Below are 22,386 nucleotides of genomic sequence, written 5' to 3' on the forward strand. Positions count from 1 at the left end.
TTTATGTATCTGATTGATAATTCCTTTGTCTAGCTCAGGGACATACAATCAGGGCGCAAAGATAATTCTTTTTTTCGAAGGAAAAATTTTTAACAAACAATTAAACCTTTTTGGTTTCAACCTGTCATACCTACGAAACTTCAAAAATTGATATTATGAAATGAGCCATCTTCGGATTTGATGCTAGCAATATTCTCCAATGGCGAATTCATTATCACCTATTGTTAAACAATTAAAAATTGAAAAAATGAAAAAGTGTCTCAAACAATTGAACTTTACAAATGTGTTGGCAGGCTTTGCCGTATTTTCGGTGATGGTCTTTGTTTCTTGTAGCAAGAATGAGTCTTCTGTTGAAGAAGACCTGAACAGTGAAGAGGTGATCACAAGCACCGAGTTGAATTATAGCGATGAAGCCGAACTTATTTCGGAAGAAGTTGTGGCGGTTGCCGAAGATGTCTATGCCACGGATGAAATCTCGGAGACCTCAAAATTTGGATATGCATCCGATTTTTTGCCTGACTGTGTTACCATTACCACTGTTGTGACTAGTACAACAAAGGAAAAGACCATTGATTTTGGTGAGGGTTGTGAATTGCCCAATGGTAATGTTCTGGGCGGTATCATCCATTTGAGCTATGAAAAAGATATGGAGGCCGTCACCAAAACTTTGGCACTTTCCCTTGAGAATTTCACATTTAATGGTGTCTCGGTCGAAGGTGGTGCCGATATACTACGCCAACGCGCCAACGAAAATGGCAATCCACAAGGTACCGCCAACGCTGATTTCAGTGCCACATGGCCTGATGGTACCAATGCATCGTTTGCCGGTACGCGTACCCGCGAGTGGATAGAGGGCTATGGGTCAGGTTTTTGGGGAGACAACGTTTTCTTGATTACCGGTAACGCTACCTTTACAGGAAAGCAGGGCAATGTTTTCTCAAAAGAGATTATTGTACCACTTAGGCGTGAGATGGCCTGTAGGTTTCTTGTCAGCGGTGTATTGGAAATTTCTAGGAACGATGCCACGGCGAGCCTTGACTTTGGAGATGGCAGCTGTGATGCGAAAGGTTTGCTGACCTATCCTGACGGAACTTCTAAGGAAGTCTTTCTCAGAAGATTTTGGAAATAGATTAAGATAGGAACAAAATTGAAAAAGCCCCGGCGTTTCTGCTGGGGCTTTTGCTATTCTCGAATGGGTTGGTTTGTTATCAGGTCGATGTAGAGATTCACCTTCTTCTTTAAATCTCTTCGATGTACGATAAAATCCAAGAAGCCATGCTCTTTGACAAATTCTGCTGTTTGAAAGCCCTCTGGCAACTCTTTGCCCACAGTGTCTTTTACCACACGTGGGCCGGCAAAACCAATAAGAGCACCTGGTTCGGCGATGTTGATATCGCCCAACATGGCGTAAGAGGCGGTGGTGCCGCCGGTGGTTGGATCGGTACACAATGAGATGTAGGGCACTTTGGCCTCTGCCAATTGGGCCAACTTGGCCGAGGTTTTGGCCAACTGCATGAGAGAGTAGGCCGCTTCCATCATTCGGGCGCCCCCTGACTTTGATATGATCAAAAAGGGAATCTTTTTCTTTTTGGCATAATCTGCGGCCCTGGCAATTTTCTGGCCGACCACACTACCCATTGATCCCCCGATAAAGGCAAAGTCCATACAGGCAACCACGAGGTCTTTGCCCATAGACTTGCCCACGGCAGTGCGCACGGCATCTTTAAGGCCGGTCTTCTTTTGGGCAGCTTTTAGGCGGTCTGAATATTTTTTGGTGTCAACAAATTTGAGGGGGTCTTTTGAGGTCAGTTTCTCATCCAGCTCTTTAAATTTATTGTCATCAAAAAGAATCTCAAAATATTCTTTGCTTCCTATTCGAACATGGTAATCATCTTCAGGGCTAACATAGAAATTCTTTGCCAGTTCTTCAGACTCTACAATTTTTCCGGTCGGTGATTTGTACCATAACCCCTTTGGGGTGTCTTTTTTTTCTTCTGTGGAAGTTTGTATTCCCTTTTCCTTCCTTTTGAACCAAGACGACATAATAAGGGTTTTTTGTTATAGTGTATTTACATTGTTAAGGTCTTCAAAGGCCTTTTTAAGACGGTCTGAGAATGTTTTTTCGCCTTCGCGTAACCATACCCGCGGATCATAGAACTTTTTGTTGGGTTGGTCATCACCGTCGGGGTTGCCTATCTGCGCCAATAGGTAATCTTTTTTGTTCAAGACATAGTCTCGAACACCGCTCAAAAAGGCATATTGCAGATCGGTGTCGATATTCATCTTTACGACCCCATAGCCAATGGCCTCCCTTATTTCTTCAAGGGTGGAACCCGAGCCGCCATGAAAGACAAAATCGATATGGTTGTGTTCGACACCAAACTTGTTTGAAACATATTCCTGTGAATTTTTCAAGATTTTGGGCGTCAACTTCACATTGCCCGGCTTGTAGACTCCATGCACGTTTCCAAAGGCAGCAGCAATGGTAAAGCGATGGCTCACTTTTGACAACTCTTCGTAGGCATAAGCTACTTCTTCTGGCTGGGTGTACAGTTTTGAACTGTCGACATCGGTGTTATCGACACCATCTTCCTCGCCACCGGTGACTCCCAATTCAATCTCAAGTGTCATGTCCATTTTAGACATGCGCTTCAAATATTTTTTGCAAATCTCAATGTTCTCTTCAAGGGGCTCTTCCGAAAGATCGATCATATGCGAGCTGTAAAGTGACTTTCCGGTTACCTTGTAATGGGCCTCGCTGGCATCTAAAAGGCCATCGATCCAGGGTAGTAACTTTTTGGCACAGTGGTCGGTATGCAAAATAACCGTGGCACCATAGGCCTCGGCCATTTCGTGTACATGTTTGGCACCGGCAACGGCCCCTAGAATGGCCGCTCTTTGGTTTTCGTTTGAAAGTCCTTTGCCTGCATTGAACTGTGCCCCACCATTGGAAAATTGTATAATGACGGGAGCATTGAGCGCTGCAGCTGTTTCCATTACCGCGTTCATCGAATTTGAACCGATTACATTCACGGCCGGTAGGGCAAACCCTTTTTCTTTGGCATAGTTGAAGATGGCTTGTACCTCATCGCCTGTGGCAACGCCTGGCTTTATATTGTGGGACATGTTTCTTGAGTTAGTTATGGGTTAAAACAGTGAACAAAAGTAATAAAATATTTAGTCTGCACTAGAACGGATAGTTGATACCCACGTTAAAGACCGCATTTCTAAAGTTATAGTCGCTGAACCAACGTTTAGTGGGCTCTTCGGCCGGATTGTAGGTTTTGAACCCAGTATCGACCCTGAACACAAAGTAGGTAAAGTCGTACCGAAGGCCGAAACCTGTGCCCAGGGCAATGTCTTTGAGCGAATCAAAGCCGGTGAAAATGGCCTCTTCGTTGTCTTGGTTTTCAAAAACGTTCCAAATGTTGCCGGCATCGGCGAAAAGCGCCCCTTTTATGTCGCCCACTATCGGAAAACGGTACTCAAGGTTTAAGGCCAGTTTTAGATTGGCCTCATTGAAATCGTTGAGGTTTGATGTGCTGCCAGGGCCCAATTCATAGGCGTTCCATGCGCGGTTATCATTGGAGCCTCCAGCAAAATAACTCCTTACAAAGGGTATGTTGTTTGAGTTGCCGTAGGGTATGGCTATACCAAAAAAGCTTCGAAATGCCAATACATCGGTGCTCGAGGTTTGCCAATGTTTGATGTAATCAAGTTCAGTTTTAAAGTATTGCGAGAAAGGAACTCCAAAAATTAAAGATTGATTATTGCTGTTCTTTTCATACGGTATTATATTTGATACGGCAGAAAGCAGATTCCCGGCGCTCTCGAGTTTTAGTCTGAACTGATAAAAGCTCAAATCATTGGTTCCTTGTTTATTGTTTTTGATGAAAGTATAGCTAGATGTAAAGATAAGGTTGTTCTCTGTCAAACGGTCGCGACGCTCACGAATACTGCGAACATCCCTTGTATCTACAAGACTTTGGCTAACGCCTTCTTCCAAAACAGCATTTATGAAATCGTTGGCACCATCGGGTATGGTTAAACTACCGTTTTCATTGTACAATGAATCTAGTTGGGTATTGTTTTGATAAAAATCATCACTGGCAATTTCATTTAACCGTTGGTAGGTGTTATTGTAAACTCTAAAAAAGTCTTTGGTGTCGGTGTTTCGTACAAATTCAATGTTCAGCAGTTCAACGGTATTTTTCAGCAAATCTGTGGGCTGCCAGTTGTAAGATAAGATGGTATTGAACGATTGACGGTCAAGCCCAATATTCTTTTGAAAGTTGGTACCTACAGACAACCTACTTTGCGGGAGCATGTAATAGGGAATCACCTTTTCAGTGTTCAATGGAAACCAGATTCTCGGAAAGGTAATGTTGACATCACCCCCGATTTCAGAGGTAAAATCGCCATCTCCCAAAGAGGCATCGCTCAATAGACCTATGGATCCACGTGCCGAAATATTCAAGGTCTCGGCCCCGCCAAACACATTTCGGGAGGTCACAGAGGTACTAAGGGCGGTACCTACCTGCTGAATGTTCGAGTGGGTCAGATCAAAGTTGAGTCCCAACGAATATTTGGGGCGGGGAGACAGGTAAATGTTTGAAACCAATCGGGCCTCGGTGGAGTCGGGAATGAACTCGATGTTCGGGTACCTAAACGTGTTCAAGTTGGTAATCTGCCGATTGGTCCTTGTGTAGTCGATATCCCTGTAGATACTGTCTTTCTTGAAAAAGATGGCATCGGTCAACGCTTTCGGCTTATATCGCAATTTGTCTTTGTAGAAAATGGTATAGTCTTCAAATTCTATCGATTGCAATGAGTCGGTTCCTTCGCTGAAAAGATAATCGGCATAGATGTTGATTTTTTTGAAGCGGTGGATCTTGTAGTTGCTAGGTGTGTTTTCGGTATCGTTTGCACTGCGCGGTTTTCTAACATTAAGAATGACATCCATATTACGGTCTTCGGCCGCTTGGGTCGTATCTCTGATAACGTCAAAGTTCACCGAGCTTTCCTGAAAATTGTAAACACCCGTATTGCGAAATAGATTGGTAAGCCTTTTCCGTTCATTGTCAAAGTTGGCCAGGTCAAATTGTTGGTTTTCCTTCACAACCGATAGTTCTGCATGCTCGCGATATATGGAATCCAATTGTTTTGACACTATGTTGGTTGCAAGCGAGTCTACCATAAAGGGGGTGCCTAGGTCTACCTTGTATTCGACTTCCGCCTTTTTTTTTCTTTTGCCGCTTACAATGTGATAATCGACCGTGTTGTTGAAATAGCCCTTGCTGCCATAATAGGCCTGCAACAACTCCGTTGATTTTCGTGTTTTGGCCGTATCGATAATAGCGGGTGGTTCGCCGATCCGTTTCAACAATTCACTCCAGCCCTTTACAAAAAAGGAAGTGCTGAGGGCGTTGATCTGTTTTTTCGAGATCAGATTGGCCAAACGTTTTTCGCGCTTATCTTTTTTGTACAGCCAGTCTCTAAAAAGCGAATCAGGATCTTCTTTGGCGAGGTTATAGAGGTTCAAACGAAGCGGATAGCCCAGCAGGTTACTGTTGGGCTTTTGTACGATAAGGTTTTTAATTTCCGCATCCTTGACAGCTTTCTCATCGGTATAAATGGTGTTTTTGGTAAGCAAAAGCTCATCATCTCCCACCTTTTTCAGGGTATTACAGCCCATATAGACGAAGGTGAGCAACAATAGCATTATTTTTGCCCAGATACCTCGAACTGCTATACCCTTCATAGAGACCAAAAATACATTATTTAATGGTTACGAAAAACCAAATAAAACTGGTAAAAAGCTTACAGCAAAAAAAGTACCGAAGTCAACATAAAATGTTTGTCGCCGAAGGAAAAAAGCTCGTGGGTGACCTTTTAAGTGGCGGTATGGAACCGGTGGCATTGTATGAAACCGAAATCGGCATAATGGGCAATACCCACTTTCAAATTTCATCGGCCGCTGCTTCTGACATGAAAAAAATGAGCGGACTAAAGACCCCCAGCGGGGTTCTCGGGGTATTCAAAATACCACAAACAAGGCCTGTGGATACTTCAGATTGGGTGTTGGTCTTGGATGCCGTGAGAGACCCGGGCAATCTGGGCACCATCATCCGCCTTTGTGATTGGTACGGTATCGCACATTTGGTTTGTTCAAATGACACGGTCGATGTTTATAACCCGAAAGTGCTACAGGCAACCATGGGCTCGGTGGCCAGGGTCAATGTCATATATGAAGATTTAGAACACTTTTTGGCCGCCACCAACCTGCCTGTCTATGGGGCCTTCATGGATGGAGAAAATGTCTATCGGGAAAAGTTTCCGGAAAAAGGAATGCTTGTCATGGGCAACGAAGCCAGCGGCATTTCAAATGGAATAGAAAAATTGGTTGACAAGAAAATTTCGATACCGCAGTATGGTGAAAAGAGTTCTGAAAGTTTGAATGTGGCCACTGCCACCGCCGTTTTACTCAATGAGATCAGAAGAGACGGTTAACCAATGGCGGTTTGCTTTTATCCACCCCCATCCAAAGCAATTACTCGAATGTAAAGTTGATAAAGATGCCCCTTGTGCGCATGGCGGCGATGTTGCCTGTCCATGGGCTATTGGGGTCGGCATCGCGCACCAATTCATCGGTAAGGGCAAAAACTCCGCGTATCGAGGGGGTAAACTTGAAGTATTCAGTGTAGAAATCGATGCCAAAGCCCAACTCGTAGCCGAACACGTTCTTCTTCATTCGAAACTCGCCGCTACTATTGTCTTCAAGACTATCTTCATTGCTTCCCAAGTTAATGGCTGCGTACCCGCCCCCGATGATAAATGGTTTCCAGTTACCAAAACGTTTGGTGCTGAGCTTTGCCAACAACGGAAAACGGATATAGGTTGAGCGTACCTCCCTGAGCGCATCCGCTTCATTGTCGAACCCGGGAAAACCCAATATTCGTTGGGTGTAAAGAAGGCCTGGCTCAAAACGGACATCGACAAAATCATTTATACGCATTTCCCCGATAAGGCCAACATTGAAGCCAAAACTTTTGTCGACCAAAATGTCTTGGGAAACATCGGTCTCGTACTCAAACTGAAAGTCGTATTGGTTAAAACCCAGATAATATCCCCAGTTTAGAAACTTTTTGTCCTCGTTCTGTATGTTGAGGATAGGGTCTTTGTTAAACTGCGAATGGATTACGGGGCATGCCAGCAGCAGTAGGCCCAACAGTGAAATGATGTTCTTCATCAATTTATTTTGTAGCAACATAGATAGATGCTGCCCCAAATGTCTGGGGTTTGTTCTCTATACCTATAAACCCGATTTTGGCCAAAATATTGTTGAAATCCTGTCCATGGGGGAAAGCTGCTGCCGATTCGCCCAAATAGGCATAGGCCGAACGGTCTTTTGAAAACAACCTGCCGATGGTGGGCAGCATATATTTGGTGTACAAATGATACCCTTGCTTGAATGGAAACCTGGTGGGCACAGATGTTTCGAGCACCACAAAGATACCTGAAGGTTTGAGCACACGGTATATTTCTGAAAGTCCTTTCTCAAGGTTCTCAAAGTTGCGAACACCGAAGGCAACCGTCACGGCATCAAAGGTATTGTCATCGTAGGCCAAGTTCTCACTGTCGCCGATGACCATTTCTATGGTTTCTTGAAGATTTGCTTTGTCCACCTTGGTCTTGCCCACCTCAAGCATGCCCGGTGAGATGTCCAATCCCACTACTTTTTCGGCACCGGTTTGGGCCAGGGCAATGGCCAGGTCACCCGTTCCCGTGGCAATATCCAACACTGATTTTGGGCTTTTTGCCCCTACCAAAGCGACCACTTTTTTTCGCCATTTAACGTCGGTGCCAAAAGAGATGACCCTGTTCAATCCGTCATACTCCTTTGAAATGGCATCGAACATCTTGGTTACCTGGTCTTTTTTTCCTTTTTCCGAACTTTTGTAAGGGGTGACTTGTTTTGCCATTCAAAAAATTTGCGCAAAGATACGACTTGGGTGTTTTGTGGTATTCCATATGAACAAAATAATTGTTGTAATTTTGTTGGCGTATTACAAGATGTACCTTTGAATGGGCACAGCATTTCGTAGTTTGGCGACAGGTCAATTTCCTTCCAATCACCTTTTAATTTCAAAGGTTGAAGCTGTTACTTAATTTTAGTTTATGAAGATAATCATTGCAGGCGCTGGTGAAGTAGGCTTTCATTTGGCAAAACTATTGTCGTATGAGGCACAGGATATTACGTTGATAGACACCGACAGGGAAAGCCTTTCATATGCCGACAACCATTTAGATATAAAGGTGTTGCGTGGAGATGCCACTTCGGTTACCGTGTTGAAGGAAGCCAATGTTCAGAATTCAGACCTTACCATCGCCGTCACCGCCTCTGAGACCACCAATCTGACCCTTTGCTTCTTGGCAAAACAAATGGGTTGCAAGCGAACCATTGCCAGAATATCGAACACCGAGTTCATCGACAATAAAGAACTCATTGATTTTTCACAGTTGGGCATCGATGAACTGATATCCCCCGAAGAATTGGCAGCCTCTGAAATACAATTGTTATTGAACAAGTCGGCCTTTACCGATACGTACGAATTTGAAGAGGGCCTCTTGACAATGGTGGGCGTGTTTTTGCCAAAAAATGCCCCATTTGTGGGCAAAATGGTAAAAGAAGCGGCCAGAATTTTTCCCGAGCTTCATTTTATGCCCATAGCCTTGCAGCGTATGGGTACTCAATATACCCGAATACCTAGGGGTGATACTGTTTTTAAGGAGGGAGACCAAGTATATTTTATCACTACCCCAGAGGGGGTTGAAAAGCTTTACAGGCTTACGGGGATGCAGAAAAAGGACATTAAGAATGTAATGATCCTAGGCGGTAGCAAGGTGGGTTTTAAAACTGCCCGAGACCTATGCAACAACCGGTTCAACGTAAAACTGATTGAAAAGAACAAGGAAAAGGCCTTTGAAATGGCCGATATGCTTCCCAATGCCTTGGTCATCAACGGTGATGGCCGCAATGTAGAGCTTCTTGAAGAGGAGAGCCTTGAATCGATGGATGCCTTTATCGCCGTAACGGGCAATTCTGAGACCAACATCATGTCGTGCCTCATGGCCAAATCGAAAAACATAAAGAAGACCATAGCCATGGTCGAGAACATGGATTATTTTCAACTCTCACAGTCCATTGGGGTCGATACCCTCATCAACAAGAAACTGTTGGCGGCCAATAATATCTTCCGGTACATTAGAAGGGGTGAAGTGGTTGCCCTGACAAGGTTGAACAATCTGAATGCCGAAATACTTGAGTTTGTGGTCAAGCCCACATCGCTGGTCAATGGCGAGATCATCAGGGAACTTGATTTTCCGAGAGAGGCCAGCATTGGGGGGGTGATCCGTGATGACAAGGGCATCATTGCCTTAGGTGATTTTAAGATACAACAGGGCGATAGGGTAGTGGTGTGCTGTCTGCCCAAGGCCATTCCGCGAATTGAAAAGCTCTTTCTCTAATGTGGCTAAACTTTAGGATCATCGTTCATATCATGGGCCTTTTGCTACTTTGCAACGGTTCATTCATGCTGTTGGCGGCACTTGTGAGCGGTATTTACCAAGATGGGGCCACCCTTGATATTATGTTGGCGGCCATCGTCACCCTTTTTGTGGGGGTCATGGCCATGTTTTATACCCGGGGGCGTAAGAAGGAGGTGAAGAGAAAAGAAGGCTATATCATCGTAACCTTCGGATGGATCATCATGTCTTTGTCTGGTGTGCTTCCTTACCTGTTTACCGGTTCCATTCCCTCGTTGACCAATGCTTTTTTTGAGACCATCTCGGGCTATACCACCACGGGCGCCTCAATCTTGAACGATATTGAATCCCTACCCAAAGGAATCCTGTTTTGGAGAAGCCTGACCCATTGGATAGGCGGTATGGGTATCATTGTACTGGCCATAGCAATCTTACCGCTGTTGGGCATTGGCGGTATGCAGTTGTTCGCAGCAGAGGCTCCTGGTCCCGGGGGCGATAAACTACACCCTAGGATTACCGATACCGCAAAGCGACTTTGGCTCATATATGTTGGTTATACCATAGCCGAGACCTTGTTGTTGAAGTTGGCGGGTATGTCGTTCTTTGATGCCATCAACCATTCGCTTTCAACCCTATCGACAGGTGGGTTTTCGACCAAGAACCTGAGTGTGGCCTACTGGAACGATCAACCCCTTATCCAGTACATCATCATGCTGTTCATGTTTTTGGCAGGTACCAACTTTGTTATCAGCTACTTTGCCTTTACCGGAAAAGTGCAGCGTATCATCAAAGATGAAGAGTTCAAATTTTATTCATTGTTCATTGCAATCTTTGCCATAGTGGCGGCAGTTGTGGTCTATCTACAGGCCGATGTGCCGGTTTCTGACTACCACCCCAAGGTTTTGGGGGATTTTGAAAGTTCGATCAGACATGGTCTGTTCCAAGTTTTGGCCGTTATCACCACCACTGGTTTTGTAACGGCAGATTTCACCAACTGGACCCCTTTTTTGACGGTCTTTTTCTTCGGATTGATGTTCTTGGGTGGGTCGGCCGGCTCTACCTCGGGGGGCATCAAGGTGATGCGGCATCTGCTCATCATCAAAAACGGTATTCTGGAGTTCAAGCGTACACTGCATACAAATGCCATCATTCCGGTTCGGTACAACAACAAAACGGTCTCTGAGCATGTGGTCTACAACATCATCGCCTTCTTTGTACTCTATATGCTTTTGTTTATTATCGGTGCCCTTGTGCTTGGTTTTTTGGGGTTGGACTTTGAATCGGCCTTAGGAGGCGCGGCATCATCGTTGGGCAATGTTGGGCCGGCCTTGGGCGACCTGAACCCCGTGGTCAATTTTAGCAGCCTGCCCGCCTTTGGCAAATGGTGGTGTGCTTTTTTGATGCTTCTGGGAAGATTGGAGCTCTTTACCGTGTTGATCGTTTTGACCCCGGTCTTCTGGAAAAGCACTTAATCGTCAACTTACTTTGTCCTTCTAAAAGTGGCAACGAATCTCTTAAATTCCTGATTTTATAGGGAGTGGCCAAAACTAAAGCACCTTTGCAATCCTTGCAATCGCTTCCTTTAATTCTGCCTCAGAGGCGGCATACGAAATTCTGATGCAGTTTGGGTTTCCGAAGGCTTCCCCTGTAACGGTGGCTACATTGGCATGTTCCAGCAAGTAAAGCGAGAAATCCGATGCATTGTTTATTTGTGTTCCGTTAAGGGTTCTTCCAAAAAAAGCTGACACATCAGGAAACACATAGAAAGCCCCTTCGGGCACGTTCACGTTAAAGCCATCGATTTTCCGCAGTAGATCCAATACCAAGTCACGACGTTGGTGAAACTTGTCGATCATATACTGGATCTTGCTTTTAGGGGCCTCTAAGGCGGCGATTGTGGCTCGCTGCGCAATCGCATTGGCTCCACTGGTCACTTGGCCCTGAAGTTTGGTACATCCCTTGGCGATCCATTCGGGCGCGCCGATATAACCGATACGCCATCCGGTCATGGCGAATGCTTTTGAAACACCGTTGACCGTTACCGTTCGATCATACATACCTGCAATGCCGGCAATGCTTACATGCCCACCACCCTTGAAATTGATGTGTTCGTAAATCTCGTCTGAAACGACAATGATATCCGGGTGTTTTTTCAACACGGCCGCTAGTGCTTCGAGCTCTTCTCTTCCATAGACCGAACCACTGGGGTTACAGGGAGAACTGAACCACAACATTTTGGTCTTGGGAGTGATGGTGGCCTCCAATTGCTCAGGCGTCATCTTGAAATCGGTTTCGATACTGGTGGGTACTTCAACAGGGACTCCCTCGGCCAATTTTACGATATCACTATAGCTCACCCAATAGGGTGCAGGTAAGATAACCTCATCACCGGGGTTCAGCACCACCATGGCCACATTGAACAATGATTGCTTGGCACCTGTAGAGACCACAATCTGTTTCAGGCTGTAGTCGATATCGTTGTCTCGCTTGAACTTATTTGAAATGGCAATCTTTAGGTCTGCATAGCCGTCAACGGGCGTATAGCTGCTATAGTTATCGTCAATGGCCTGTTTGGCAGCCTCTTTTATGAAGTCTGGGATGTTGAAATCGGGTTCGCCAAGGCTAAGGCCAATAATATCTTTACCCTCATTTCTGAGTTCACGGGCTTTGGCAGCCATTGCCAATGTAGCCGAAGTGGACATGTTCTTTATCCGGTTCGACGGTTGGTTACTCATGTAAGTATGCTTTTATTGGTATTGCAAACTAGGCTTCTGCCCTAATTCCCTTAAATGCTTGAAGTGCGAAATTATAGCTTTTCTTGTGGTTTGGTACTCGTTGTAGGGTAAATTGAACTCTTTTGCCGTCTGTTTCACAATTTTGGCAATTTTTGTGTAATGCACATGGCTGATGTGCGGAAAAATATGGTGCTCGACCTGATGGTTGAGTCCGCCTGTAAACCAGTTCACTATCTTATTTTTCGTACCAAAATTAACGGTGGTGAACAATTGGTGGATGGCCCAGGTGTTCTTCATGCTTCCTGATTCGTCAGGAAGCGGTGTCTCGGCCTCATCCACAATGTGTGCCAATTGAAAGACAATGCTCAATATAAGGCCTGCAACATAGTGCATTATAAAAAAGCCTATCAAAACATGCCACCAAGGAATATCGAAGAACAGTATGGGCAGAACAATCCAAACTACAAAATATAAAGCCTTGGTTATTGCCAAAGTACTCCAGTTCAAAACAGGATTCGGAAACTTGCCAAAAGAAAGTTTTCGTTTCGTGTACTTGTACATTTGCTTAAAGTCGGTGGTTATCGCCCAATTGAACGTAAGCAGACCGTATAAAAAAACGGAATACCAATGTTGGAATCGATGGTGCTTTTTCCACTTGGCGTGTTTTGAAAAACGCAGCACCCTGCCCGCTTCCATATCTTCGTCATGTTCATGGATATTGGTATAGGTGTGGTGCAGTACATTGTGCTGTACCTGCCAATTATAGACATTGCCGGCCAAAAGGTACATACTGCTACCCATAATTTTGTTGACCCATTTTTTTGTAGAGTATGAGCCATGGTTGGCGTCGTGCATCACATTCATGCCAACACCTGCCATGCCAACACCCATTAAAATGGTAAATAGGAATTGTACCCAAGTCGGGAAATCCATTGATAACATTAAAAAATAGGGAGTCAGGTACAAACTGAACATCACAATGGCTTTCAAGTGCAATTTCCAATTGCCGGTCTTTTTTATGCCATTCTCCTTAAAGTAGTCGTTGACGCGTTTGTTCAGGGTTCTAAAGAATTGTGCGGAGTCTTTTCTTGAGAAACGGATGGTTTCTTTTTGCATTAGATTGATTTAAGTAAAAGTAACGAACTAAGTATAACTGTAGCTGTCAATAATATAACGTTCGTTGGGTATTAAAAGTATTATTTTTGACAAACCTAATATGTTTTGATGAAAGCCGACATTGTTTTCAAATATTTTAACAGTCTTACCGAAACCCAAAAACAACGTTTTTTAAGGTTGGAAGACCTGTATCAAGATTGGAACCAAAAGATAAATGTGGTATCAAGAAAAGATATTGATGAGCTATACCTGCGGCATGTACTCCATTCTTTGGGCATTGCAAAGGTACAACAATTCAACGAGGGAGCAGCGATCTTGGATGTGGGCACGGGAGGGGGTTTTCCCGGCATTCCATTGGCGATTTTGTTTCCTGAGACCCAGTTTACCCTGGTCGATGCCATTGGAAAAAAGATAAAGGTGGTACAAGAAGTGATAGATGCCCTGAAACTTGACAACGTAACGGCCCACCACAGCCGTGTGGAAGAGCTACATGGCCGGTTTGACTTTATCGTAAGCCGGGCCGTGGCGGCGATGCCCACGTTTGTTCGTTGGACGAAGGGAAAAATAAAGAAAGACTCGGCCCATGAACGCAAGAACGGCATATTGTATCTTAAGGGCGGCAATCTCGACGAAGAGTTGCGCGGCTACACCAACGTGCAGTTGTTTGAACTCAGCGGATATTTCGACCACCCGTTTTTCGACACGAAAAAAGTAGTGTACCTGCCCCAGAAGTTCAAAGGATAGAACAACATCCCAAAAAAATTCATACAAATAGTAATTCGGGCAGGGTCGGGCGCGCCCAGTCTTTTATACTGCCATGCGCACTCGACCCTACTCGACAAATACTATTGGCCTTGGCTCCAAGGCGGTGTTACCCCATTGGAACGGGCATAGGCGATCAATTGGCCCTTGTGCTCGCCATTGTGCTCAAGTACTACCAGAAGTCCGCCCAATCTATTGAGTTTCATAAAACCGAAATCGACTTCGTCGCCTAATTTTTCGGTTTCTTCTTTCGTAATCTTGTCTAAAATGAACTCATTTGACTTTTTGAGCGCATCGATTACATTTTCTTTACCGATGATATTGGCCTCCATACCCATAAAATCGACGTCCTCTGGTGGTGGATACCCCATTTTGGATGCCAGAAAGTAATTTGCCGCAGCTATATGCAAAATGGACTCCCTGACCGAGCGTATGCCATCGGCCGGCCGCCAATCATATTGTTCTTCATCAAAGGCTTCAGCCAATTGGACTACTTGTCCTTGTACCATTGCTACCATGCCCTGAAGGGTGTTTTGTACGGTATTGTCTTGCTGGGCAAAAGCCACAAACGTAACCAGACATACCGATAAGGTGAGAATTTTTTTCATTTTCAGTAGTGTTAGAGTTAACTGCCCTGATTTTCAAGGCATTTAATCAAAGATATCGATTTTCACTTTGGAAAAAGCGGCCCGTATGAGCCAAATTAGGGGGTATTTGGGACAAAGGGTGTTCTGTGGTCACCTGTAAACGGCAACCATGAAGGGGTTTTTGCGTAATGGGAAATATGCGAGGCCAATGGTAACTTTAAGTAGTCAACACCTGATGATAGGTGTAACGGCACTTTTTAGCGTATAATTTCAAAGTAAGCCAAAAAAGCTCAACACGCTGAATGGTTCCTATTGACCGTTTTTGCTTCTGTTCCATAACTTTCTTGCTTAGTTTCGACCATAAAGCTCTATAAATTACATTAAATTTACAATTACTTAACGTTAAATTTACATAAATAGTATTGAAAACGCCCGAAAAGTCGCAGCAGGCGGTGGTTTCAGGGTAAGTATTTGATGATTTTTCAACTGTATAAAAAGAATCGTTTCTTAGAAATGTAGGCCATTGCCAAGCGAGACAATGCTTACATCTGTCCGTTTTCGTCGCTCAAAATACCCTCTTCCAATTCCAAAAGTTCGGGGGTCTTTGACTCTTGGAAGATGGGGTCTTTTTTGATGTACAGAAGTTCAGCAACCGCTATTAGGTTTTTGACTATATTGGTGACCGCTGCACTATCGTTCATGAGCGAGGTGGCCATTTCGTTGGTTATATGGTTGTCCCGAATCAGTCTATTTAAGGTACCGTCCATGATAACATCGCTTTTATCGGCCTTATCACGTAGTTTTTCCAATTTGGAGAGATGCGCCGAGGGGTCATCTGAATTTCTTATGGCAATAATGACCCGGAGCACTTTGATAATGATCTTTCGAAGGTCATTGTATTCCTTTTTTATATAATAATTGTCAGAGGCTACGTATTTTGACATGTTCTTGTGGATGGGCTTCATCGACTTAACAATTGCGACGATCAAACGATTTGCCACCAAAATAGTACGGATGGTAGCAATCAAGTCTTTGTTGAGCTCGAATCTTGACTGCAGTACTGTGGCATACTCGACAATTTTGCTGTAAATCGACTTTATTTTGGTATAGTACAGACCATCTAGGTCGACCTCGATCACTTGGCGGCTATCTACCAAAACCTTGGTCTTTTTGTCAGATGCGATATCATCGCGGTGAATATTGATGCCGTGTGCTATGGCTTTGTAAGCAGCTTCTTCAAAAAGTCTTTTTGATTCTTTTAAAAGTGCGGCGACCCCGGTTTGCGGATATTTCAGGTACGATTTGTTCAGAAATATGGGTTGGTCTATTTCTCGCTCTGGATCCACTTTTTCAGGCACCAGTCTCTTGACTATGTTGGCGATAACGGGCACAAACCATATGAGAAAAAAGGTGTTGGCAATGTTAAAGGTGGTATGAAATACCGATAACGCAACGGGTATAGCCGTAGCTTCGACAAAGGGCGATACGCCCCCATTCCTTGTAACAAACCAATTGACCATATTCAAAAAGGGAACGAACAGTATGAGCATCCACACTACTCCCAACAAATTGAAGATCAAATGGGCGCGGGCTGTTCGTTTGGCATGGTAATTAGCGATCAATGCCGCCAAATTGGCCGTTACTGTGGTGCCGATGTTCTCGCCCAATACCATGGCGGCGGCCATATCGAACGGGATCCACCCCTCATAGCACATGACCAAGGTCAGGGCCATTGTGGCGCTTGACGATTGTACGATAATCGTAAGTATGGAGCCAATCAATAGAAACAATAACACCGACCAGATGCCAAGCTGGGTATATTTTGAAAGAAAGGCCAGGGCCTCGGGGTTGTTTCCAATATCGGGCACGGCATCTTTCAAAAACTGTAGTCCGATAAACAAAATGGCGAAACCGATGACAAACCTTCCCCATTGGTTGGTTTTTTTCTTTTTTGAGAAGGTGAACAAAAAACCCAATCCCACAAGGGGTAGGGCAATAGCACTTATATTGACCTTGAAACCAAGCAAAGTAATGAGCCAAGCGGTCACGGTCGTACCGATATTGGCGCCCATAATGACCCCTATCGATTCGGTCAATGTAAGCAACGAGGCATTGGCAAAACTGACGACCATCAAGGTGGTCGCCGATGACGACTGTATGATGGCGGTAATCAAAAAACCGGTAAAGACAGCAAAAAGACGGTTAGAGGTCATGGTGGCCAGAATCTTTCGCATTCTATCGCCGGCCACTTCCATCAGGGCATCGCTCATGACCTTCATTCCATATAGAAAAAGGCCCAAAGAGCCCAACAAAGTCAGCACATCACCAAAACCGTAATGCATAAAGGGCGGTTGTTACAATGGCAATGAATTTACAATTTATTTACAATTAATGGAGAGTGATCGAAAATCGTTGCAGTGTAGGTAATCAAGAGATGATTGGGGTAAAGCCGTACTATGTCCCCAACCAATGGTTCATAGGGATGCCTGCTTGCTGAAATTGGCATTTCATATGGTTGCGCAAAAAAAAGCCTATCCCTTCTTTTTGAAGGAATAGGCCAGGTTTTTCTTATCGGTGTATCTTATCCCAAGAAAGGATAACGATAATCTTCGGGGGTCACAAAGGTTTCTTTGATCAATCTAGGCGATACCCAACGCAAAAGGTTCTGTGCGGAACCTGCCTTGTCGTTGGTACCCGATGCACGTGCGCCGCCAAACGGCTGTTGGCCCACAACCGCCCCAGTGGGTTTATCGTTGATATAGAAATTGCCCGCACAATTTTCCAGAACCTTGGTGGCCTCGTCAATGGCATATCGGTCGGTTGCCAAGACAGCGCCGGTAAGGGCATACTCTGAGGTGCCATCGACCAATTCAAGTGTTTGGCTCCAGTCTTTGTCATCGTAAATGTATACGGTGACGACCGGACCGAAGAGCTCAGTGCACATAGTGGTGTATTTCGGGTCTTTGGTCAAGATCACGGTCGGTTCAACGAAATAACCAACCGATTTGTCATAACCACCCCCCACAATGATTTCAGCCTCTTTGTCGGCCTTTGCCTGATTGATGTATTTGGCAAGTTTATCGAAAGATCCTTCATGTATCACCGCAGTGATAAAATTTGACATGTCTTCGGGCGAGCCGGGCTTGTTGAAGCTTTCGATATCTTTTTTGATCAATTCCAGAATCTCATCGGCGGTCGACTTTGGCAAGTACACCCTAGAGGCGGCACTACATTTTTGTCCTTGAAACTCAAAGGCACCCCTGGTAATGGCCGTTGCCACCTGCTGTGGTTTGGCGGTCGGGTGGGCAATGATGAAGTCTTTACCTCCCGTTTCACCGACGATTCTTGGGTATGTCTTATAGTTGTGGATGTTGTTTCCGATCTGTTTCCAAAGCTCTTTGAAGACATGGGTCGAACCGGTGAAGTGCAATCCTGAAAAATCTGGACTTGCCAGTACGGTTTCCGTAATCATCACGGGGTCGCCCATGACCATATTGATCACACCATCTGGCAATCCAGCCTCCTTAAAGACATCCATGATAACCTTAGCCGAATAGACCTGGCTGTCGCTGGGTTTCCAGACCACCACATTGCCCATCATGGCCGCACTGGCCGGTAAGTTTCCGGCGATGGCCGTGAAATTGAAAGGCGTAATGGCGTATACAAATCCTTCCAATGGGCGGTATTCGACACGGTTCCAAGTTCCCTCAGCTGAATAGGGCTGCTCCTTATAAATCTCGCTCATGAACTCCACATTGAAACGCAAGAAATCAATGAGCTCGCAGGCTGCGTCTATCTCTGCTTGGTGAATGGTCTTCGATTGGGCCATCATGGTGGCGGCATTGATTTTGGCACGATAAGGACCCGCTATCAGGTCAGCGGCTTTTAAAAATATGGCTGCGCGCTGCTCCCAAACAAGGTCGGCCCATTTTTTTCGTGCTTCCAAACAATTGGCAATGGCCTTTTCTACATGTTCTTTTTCGGCCGTATGGTAATGTCCGACAATATGTTGGTGCTCATGTGGGGGTGACATGGGGCGTGTGTTGCCGGTCTTTATTTCTTCTGAGCCGATATAAAGTGGCACCTCGACCTTCGAATTATAATATGCCTTGTATTGTTTTAAGACTTCTTCGCGCTCAGGAGTACCTGGAGCGTAGCTCTTTATAGGTTCATTGACTGCTATAGGAACTTTAAAAAAACCTTTGCCCATTGTGGATTTTTTTTAGGGTTATAGAATGCCCACAAAGGTAGTGAAAGGTAAAGCTATTATAAAATTGGAATTATTGCTAAATAGTAACTATTTGACTAGTGGAAAAGATAAATCTATTACAGATTGCTTATTGTTAATTGCTATGTGAATTATTATAATTTAGAGTATAAATATTTTATATATCCATTTACAGAATGAATAGCTGCATCAACGAGTGCTATACCCTTTGAGATTTCTACTTCGCTTACTAGGCCTTCATCCAAACAATTAATCAGATCATCTTTTATTTCGTATAGTGACCCCCTACTTATTCTACAGAATTGTATGTTCTCTTTATGATTATACCTTCCAAAGCCTTCAGCGATATTTCTTGTAGTTGAACGACCTGCCCTTCTAAGATTTTGAATCATATCAAAGTCCTTTTTATCAATCTTTTTTGAGATAAACGTCCGGTCCAAATTTTTACTTCACGACATTTCTTCCAACAGTCTAATTCTTCGAATGATTTATAGCTGGGCATAGCCTTAAGTCAATAAACAATCAATAATCAGTAATTGAAAAACCTTAGTTCATGGCAAAAGGGGCCGCGAACTTAAAGGTGGGAATTTCTACCTCAAACTCTTCACCAGAAGAAAAATTGACCATGTGGTAGAAGCCCCGCATGGCTCCAATGGGCGATGCCAATAGGCATCCTGAACTATAGGTGTGCGATTTGCCCGGCTGTATCACAGGTTTTTTGCCGATTACACCCTCGCCGTCCACCGTCTCTTTTTCCTTGAGCGAGTCAAAGATGTCCCAATGGCGTGCCGTCAGTTGCACCACATCCTTACTTTGGTTTTCAATGGTAATGGTATAGCCAAAGGCATAGTGCATCTTGTAGTTTTTAAAGAATGTACCCTCAAAACTTGTCTGTACAGAAACTTTGATTCCTTTGGTAACTTGTGTAATCATGGCTCAGTAGGTAAAAACACTTCCCGTAAACAGTAAAATTATGCTCAAAAGTGCCAAAAAGGCAAAAACCGTATTCAGAAAAATGTATTTAACAATCGTTTTAAACCTGCCTTGTCCGTAGAAATTTCTCATCGCCTTATAAAGGTAAACGCCAAACACCAATAGAAAAAGTCCTGCGCTTGTTATGTTGAAAACACCGTCTACGATCAGGCTAAGGATGAGCAAGATAAATAATAATGACTGGTTGTGGAAACTAAAGATTAAATGATCGGTATAGGTATATTTTTTGCGGATGTACACCACCCAAATAAAGATGGTGAAGATGGGAAGAAAGAAAAATACGATGAACGGTAACTGTGAAATTGTGTCGTTCAACCAGGTGCCCGGTTGGGCAAGTGCCTTTAAAACACTTTTTGAGGCATTATAGCTGATCCTGTTGCCCAAAGAGGCTTTTACACCATATTTTTCTTGGGCCTCTTCGAAGCTTGAAAGCGAGTCTTTGCGTATCATGGCGATGAAAAACTCCAACTTGTCTGCAAAACTGGTTTTTTTTTCATTCTGTAGTTTCCCAAAGTATTGTTTGGGGTCTGCCAACATCAAAGAATCGGATATTCTTTCTCTTTCGATGTTTTCTTGAATGAACACATTCAAAGAGTCGAGCTGATCGAGATTCTCTGAAAGTCTAGGATCCTCTTTCGCCAAAGAATCGATCTGACCCAATGGCACCACTATGTTTTCGTTGCCGTTAAGGCTGTCGATTCTTATGGCAGAGGGGTCTACCGAGAAGTTAAGATTCCCGTTGTCCCGTATTTTTTCGTCAAGTTTGAGTTGGTCGAGTTTATATAGGTCGTTATCATAGGTGAACAGCAAAAAGTAGATAAAGGCCAAGCTCAATAAAAACCGGAACGGGTTGGTGTACGAAACCCTTTTTCCAGCTATATAGTCTTTGGTGATGGTGCCTGGCTTGACCAATAGGGTATACAGGGTTTTGAGCAATTTTGAGTCGTAGTTGACCAGACTTGAAAAAAACTCGTCTAAAAAATCTTTGAGAACCAGTTTTTTGGTACTGTTGGCCTGCGAACAATTGGGGCAATACTTGTCGCTGATATCCAGTGGGTGCCCGCAATTCAAACACTGGTTGCCGCGAAACCTAAGCTCGTACCGGCCTTTGGTGATAAGCCCTTTGCCCTTGCCCATTTTTGGTTTGTTTGGACACTAAAGATAAGTTAATTGCTGATATCTCTTGAGTTCGCCGTGCCAATGCCGATTATGCTGTCGTAGAGGTCCCCGAAGTTACGGTAATAGACCAAGATAAGGTAGTTGTTCTCGGTAAAATGAAAATTGCCTGATACCAAGTTGAAATCTAGCTCGCCATTATCATTTTTAACCACATATTTATAATTGTAGAACCCTTGCTTGATGGGGTAGGTGAGCTCTAAATTGCCCGTGTCTTCATTGAATGCCATTTTGTTCTCTTCTCCGATGTCGTAGTTGTTGAATTTGCCCACCACGTACACCTCGTTCAAGCCAATAATATTGCTGTAGGGCAAACTGAAATGGACCTCTGAGTACTCTGCCTCGCGCGAAACATTGTCTCCCTGAAGGGTGCGCACCAAAAAATCACCGTTAATATCAGGAAAATAGGTGTAGGGCTGGTCGTAACGATATTGGTTGGTGAACAAGTAATGGTGATAAAGCTCTTTAAATTCTATTCGTGCAATGGCAAAAGAAGGCGCCCTTAGGTCTTTGGTGTCAAAGTTCAAAAATTCATTTCCCCCGAAAAAACTGGTCTCTTTATCATATTTATAGACAAGTTCGTTTCCTATGGTAAACTGCGGTTGCACATTGTAAATGGCTGTCGGCCAATAGTGGTTCTGAATAATGGCCACCTTTATTTCTTTCTTCGGATTTACCACTTGAAACCCTGAAGTGTTGATGGTAAACTGTACTACCTGTTTCTCGTTGATATAGTCAAAGTCTCTCGACCGCTTTACTGTAGCGCCCACCCGTACCAAATCTTGGTAGACCACAAACCGCCGGGAAAACTGCAGCTCGTTGTACATATTATAGATTTCGAGCACATAGTTGCCGCTGGCCTTCAGGCGTACTTCGCCATTTGGGATCGTTAATCGGTAATTGGAATAGGGCTGTAGGGTATTGTAACTGTTTTCATAGTCGATGATGCGTTGGTTGTCGGTTCCGTCGAGGTATTGCGATTTTAGTAGCTGTGATGGTGTCCAATCATAATCGCAATGAACAATTTTATAATAGTAGTCTTGCTCACTAGCACTCAGGTCATCGAACTCAAGAACGATGCGTTCGCCCAATTGAACCACCGGAAATTGATCTTCGGTGGGCCCTTTGAAGATAATCGTCTTGATGTGCGGCGGTGGATTTACCTCTTCTTTTACTTGGCCAACTACTGAGAAAGAGAAGAATAGCAGAAAAACTTGTTTGATCAAAAAGCGCATTTAGGGCC

At 44.3% G+C, this 22,386-nt stretch carries 19 protein-coding genes; 5 read left to right on the plus strand and 14 right to left on the minus strand.

Going from position 1 to position 22,386, the window contains the following annotated elements; all coding sequences use genetic code 11:
• Positions 1–247: 247 nt before the first annotated feature.
• Entirely contained in the window at positions 248–1,129 is an 882-nt protein-coding gene (locus VC82_RS10530) for a hypothetical protein (RefSeq protein WP_045803390.1), read from the plus strand.
• Positions 1,130–1,182: 53 nt separating this feature from the next.
• Here the strand turns inward: VC82_RS10530 and accD are convergent, their stop codons facing one another.
• The 3 genes from accD to tamL all read right to left on the minus strand — a co-directional run bounded on the left by accD (position 1,183) and on the right by tamL (position 5,761).
• Positions 1,183–2,043: an acetyl-CoA carboxylase, carboxyltransferase subunit beta gene (gene accD, locus VC82_RS10535; protein WP_045802340.1), complete on the minus strand. Its 861-nt coding sequence runs from the start codon at positions 2,041–2,043 to the stop codon at positions 1,183–1,185.
• Positions 2,044–2,058: 15 nt separating this feature from the next.
• Positions 2,059–3,126: a class II fructose-bisphosphate aldolase gene (gene fbaA / locus VC82_RS10540; RefSeq protein ID WP_045802341.1), complete on the minus strand. Its 1,068-nt coding sequence runs from the start codon at positions 3,124–3,126 to the stop codon at positions 2,059–2,061.
• Between the two features lie 61 nt (positions 3,127–3,187).
• Positions 3,188–5,761, minus strand: a complete 2,574-nt coding sequence (gene tamL, locus VC82_RS10545) for a translocation and assembly module lipoprotein TamL (protein ID WP_045802342.1) — start codon at positions 5,759–5,761, stop codon at positions 3,188–3,190.
• A 23-nt stretch (positions 5,762–5,784) separates the two neighbouring features.
• Here tamL and VC82_RS10550 point away from each other — a divergent pair, with 23 nt between their 5' ends.
• Positions 5,785–6,510, plus strand: coding sequence for a TrmH family RNA methyltransferase (locus VC82_RS10550; protein WP_045802343.1), 726 nt, complete (start codon positions 5,785–5,787; stop codon positions 6,508–6,510).
• 40 nt (positions 6,511–6,550) lie between these two features.
• Here the strand turns inward: VC82_RS10550 and porT are convergent, their stop codons facing one another.
• Together porT and ubiE are read right to left on the minus strand one after the other, a co-directional pair.
• Entirely contained in the window at positions 6,551–7,249 is a 699-nt protein-coding gene (porT, locus tag VC82_RS10555) for a type IX secretion/gliding motility protein PorT/SprT (RefSeq protein ID WP_045803391.1), read from the minus strand.
• A gap of 4 nt (positions 7,250–7,253) precedes the next feature.
• Positions 7,254–7,982, minus strand: coding sequence for a bifunctional demethylmenaquinone methyltransferase/2-methoxy-6-polyprenyl-1,4-benzoquinol methylase UbiE (gene ubiE, locus VC82_RS10560; protein ID WP_045802344.1), 729 nt, complete (start codon positions 7,980–7,982; stop codon positions 7,254–7,256).
• A gap of 196 nt (positions 7,983–8,178) precedes the next feature.
• Here ubiE and trkA point away from each other — a divergent pair, with 196 nt between their 5' ends.
• On the plus strand, positions 8,179–9,528 hold the full coding sequence (gene trkA, locus VC82_RS10565; RefSeq protein WP_045802345.1) for a Trk system potassium transporter TrkA: 1,350 nt from the start codon (positions 8,179–8,181) through the stop codon (positions 9,526–9,528).
• Positions 9,528–11,018: a TrkH family potassium uptake protein gene (locus VC82_RS10570; RefSeq protein WP_045802346.1), complete on the plus strand. Its 1,491-nt coding sequence runs from the start codon at positions 9,528–9,530 to the stop codon at positions 11,016–11,018. Before trkA ends, VC82_RS10570 begins: the two co-directional genes overlap by 1 nt.
• Before the next feature lie 75 nt (positions 11,019–11,093).
• Here VC82_RS10570 and VC82_RS10575 read toward each other — a convergent pair whose 3' ends face one another.
• Positions 11,094–12,281 carry a pyridoxal phosphate-dependent aminotransferase gene (locus VC82_RS10575; protein WP_045802347.1) on the minus strand — a complete coding sequence of 396 codons (1,188 nt, stop codon included), beginning with the start codon at positions 12,279–12,281 and terminating at the stop codon, positions 11,094–11,096.
• Between the two features lie 12 nt (positions 12,282–12,293).
• Positions 12,294–13,397 carry a fatty acid desaturase family protein gene (locus VC82_RS10580; protein ID WP_045802348.1) on the minus strand — a complete coding sequence of 368 codons (1,104 nt, stop codon included), beginning with the start codon at positions 13,395–13,397 and terminating at the stop codon, positions 12,294–12,296.
• A 108-nt stretch (positions 13,398–13,505) separates the two neighbouring features.
• Between VC82_RS10580 and rsmG the strand changes: the two genes are divergently transcribed.
• Positions 13,506–14,141 (plus strand): 16S rRNA (guanine(527)-N(7))-methyltransferase RsmG, encoded by a 636-nt coding sequence (gene rsmG / locus VC82_RS10585; protein WP_045802349.1) that lies wholly within the window; start codon positions 13,506–13,508, stop codon positions 14,139–14,141.
• Between the two features lie 101 nt (positions 14,142–14,242).
• Here rsmG and VC82_RS10590 read toward each other — a convergent pair whose 3' ends face one another.
• The 7 genes from VC82_RS10590 to VC82_RS10620 form a co-directional block, all read right to left on the minus strand.
• Positions 14,243–14,767: a DinB family protein gene (locus tag VC82_RS10590; RefSeq protein ID WP_045802350.1), complete on the minus strand. Its 525-nt coding sequence runs from the start codon at positions 14,765–14,767 to the stop codon at positions 14,243–14,245.
• A 521-nt stretch (positions 14,768–15,288) separates the two neighbouring features.
• A complete protein-coding gene (locus tag VC82_RS10595; RefSeq protein ID WP_045802351.1) occupies positions 15,289–17,088 on the minus strand; it encodes a Na/Pi cotransporter family protein in 1,800 nt (599 codons plus the stop codon).
• 239 nt (positions 17,089–17,327) lie between these two features.
• On the minus strand, positions 17,328–18,956 hold the full coding sequence (gene pruA, locus VC82_RS10600; protein ID WP_045802352.1) for an L-glutamate gamma-semialdehyde dehydrogenase: 1,629 nt from the start codon (positions 18,954–18,956) through the stop codon (positions 17,328–17,330).
• Positions 18,957–19,108: 152 nt separating this feature from the next.
• Positions 19,109–19,414 (minus strand): four helix bundle protein, encoded by a 306-nt coding sequence (locus tag VC82_RS10605; protein ID WP_052698995.1) that lies wholly within the window; start codon positions 19,412–19,414, stop codon positions 19,109–19,111.
• 106 nt (positions 19,415–19,520) lie between these two features.
• Entirely contained in the window at positions 19,521–19,907 is a 387-nt protein-coding gene (apaG, locus tag VC82_RS10610; RefSeq protein ID WP_045802353.1) for a Co2+/Mg2+ efflux protein ApaG, read from the minus strand.
• Positions 19,908–19,910: 3 nt separating this feature from the next.
• Positions 19,911–21,104 (minus strand): DUF3667 domain-containing protein, encoded by a 1,194-nt coding sequence (locus VC82_RS10615; RefSeq protein ID WP_045802354.1) that lies wholly within the window; start codon positions 21,102–21,104, stop codon positions 19,911–19,913.
• A 29-nt stretch (positions 21,105–21,133) separates the two neighbouring features.
• Positions 21,134–22,378: a type IX secretion system plug protein gene (locus VC82_RS10620; RefSeq protein ID WP_045802355.1), complete on the minus strand. Its 1,245-nt coding sequence runs from the start codon at positions 22,376–22,378 to the stop codon at positions 21,134–21,136.
• Between the last annotated feature and the right edge of the window lie 8 nt (positions 22,379–22,386).

Origin of the sequence: Flagellimonas lutaonensis (assembly GCF_000963865.1) — a bacterium.
Lineage (GTDB): Bacteria > Bacteroidota > Bacteroidia > Flavobacteriales > Flavobacteriaceae > Flagellimonas_A > Flagellimonas_A lutaonensis.

Coding starts and splice junctions, on each gene's coding strand:
- VC82_RS10530 (WP_045803390.1), top strand. CDS start 248: ATGAAAAAGTGTCTCAAACAATTGAACTTTACAAATGTGTTGGCAGGC.
- accD (WP_045802340.1), bottom strand. CDS start 2,043: ATGTCGTCTTGGTTCAAAAGGAAGGAAAAGGGAATACAAACTTCCACA.
- fbaA (WP_045802341.1), bottom strand. CDS start 3,126: ATGTCCCACAATATAAAGCCAGGCGTTGCCACAGGCGATGAGGTACAA.
- tamL (WP_045802342.1), bottom strand. CDS start 5,761: ATGAAGGGTATAGCAGTTCGAGGTATCTGGGCAAAAATAATGCTATTG.
- VC82_RS10550 (WP_045802343.1), top strand. CDS start 5,785: ATGGTTACGAAAAACCAAATAAAACTGGTAAAAAGCTTACAGCAAAAA.
- porT (WP_045803391.1), bottom strand. CDS start 7,249: ATGAAGAACATCATTTCACTGTTGGGCCTACTGCTGCTGGCATGCCCC.
- ubiE (WP_045802344.1), bottom strand. CDS start 7,982: ATGGCAAAACAAGTCACCCCTTACAAAAGTTCGGAAAAAGGAAAAAAA.
- trkA (WP_045802345.1), top strand. CDS start 8,179: ATGAAGATAATCATTGCAGGCGCTGGTGAAGTAGGCTTTCATTTGGCA.
- VC82_RS10570 (WP_045802346.1), top strand. CDS start 9,528: ATGTGGCTAAACTTTAGGATCATCGTTCATATCATGGGCCTTTTGCTA.
- VC82_RS10575 (WP_045802347.1), bottom strand. CDS start 12,281: ATGAGTAACCAACCGTCGAACCGGATAAAGAACATGTCCACTTCGGCT.
- VC82_RS10580 (WP_045802348.1), bottom strand. CDS start 13,397: ATGCAAAAAGAAACCATCCGTTTCTCAAGAAAAGACTCCGCACAATTC.
- rsmG (WP_045802349.1), top strand. CDS start 13,506: ATGAAAGCCGACATTGTTTTCAAATATTTTAACAGTCTTACCGAAACC.
- VC82_RS10590 (WP_045802350.1), bottom strand. CDS start 14,767: ATGAAAAAAATTCTCACCTTATCGGTATGTCTGGTTACGTTTGTGGCT.
- VC82_RS10595 (WP_045802351.1), bottom strand. CDS start 17,088: ATGCATTACGGTTTTGGTGATGTGCTGACTTTGTTGGGCTCTTTGGGC.
- pruA (WP_045802352.1), bottom strand. CDS start 18,956: ATGGGCAAAGGTTTTTTTAAAGTTCCTATAGCAGTCAATGAACCTATA.
- apaG (WP_045802353.1), bottom strand. CDS start 19,907: ATGATTACACAAGTTACCAAAGGAATCAAAGTTTCTGTACAGACAAGT.
- VC82_RS10615 (WP_045802354.1), bottom strand. CDS start 21,104: ATGGGCAAGGGCAAAGGGCTTATCACCAAAGGCCGGTACGAGCTTAGG.
- VC82_RS10620 (WP_045802355.1), bottom strand. CDS start 22,378: ATGCGCTTTTTGATCAAACAAGTTTTTCTGCTATTCTTCTCTTTCTCA.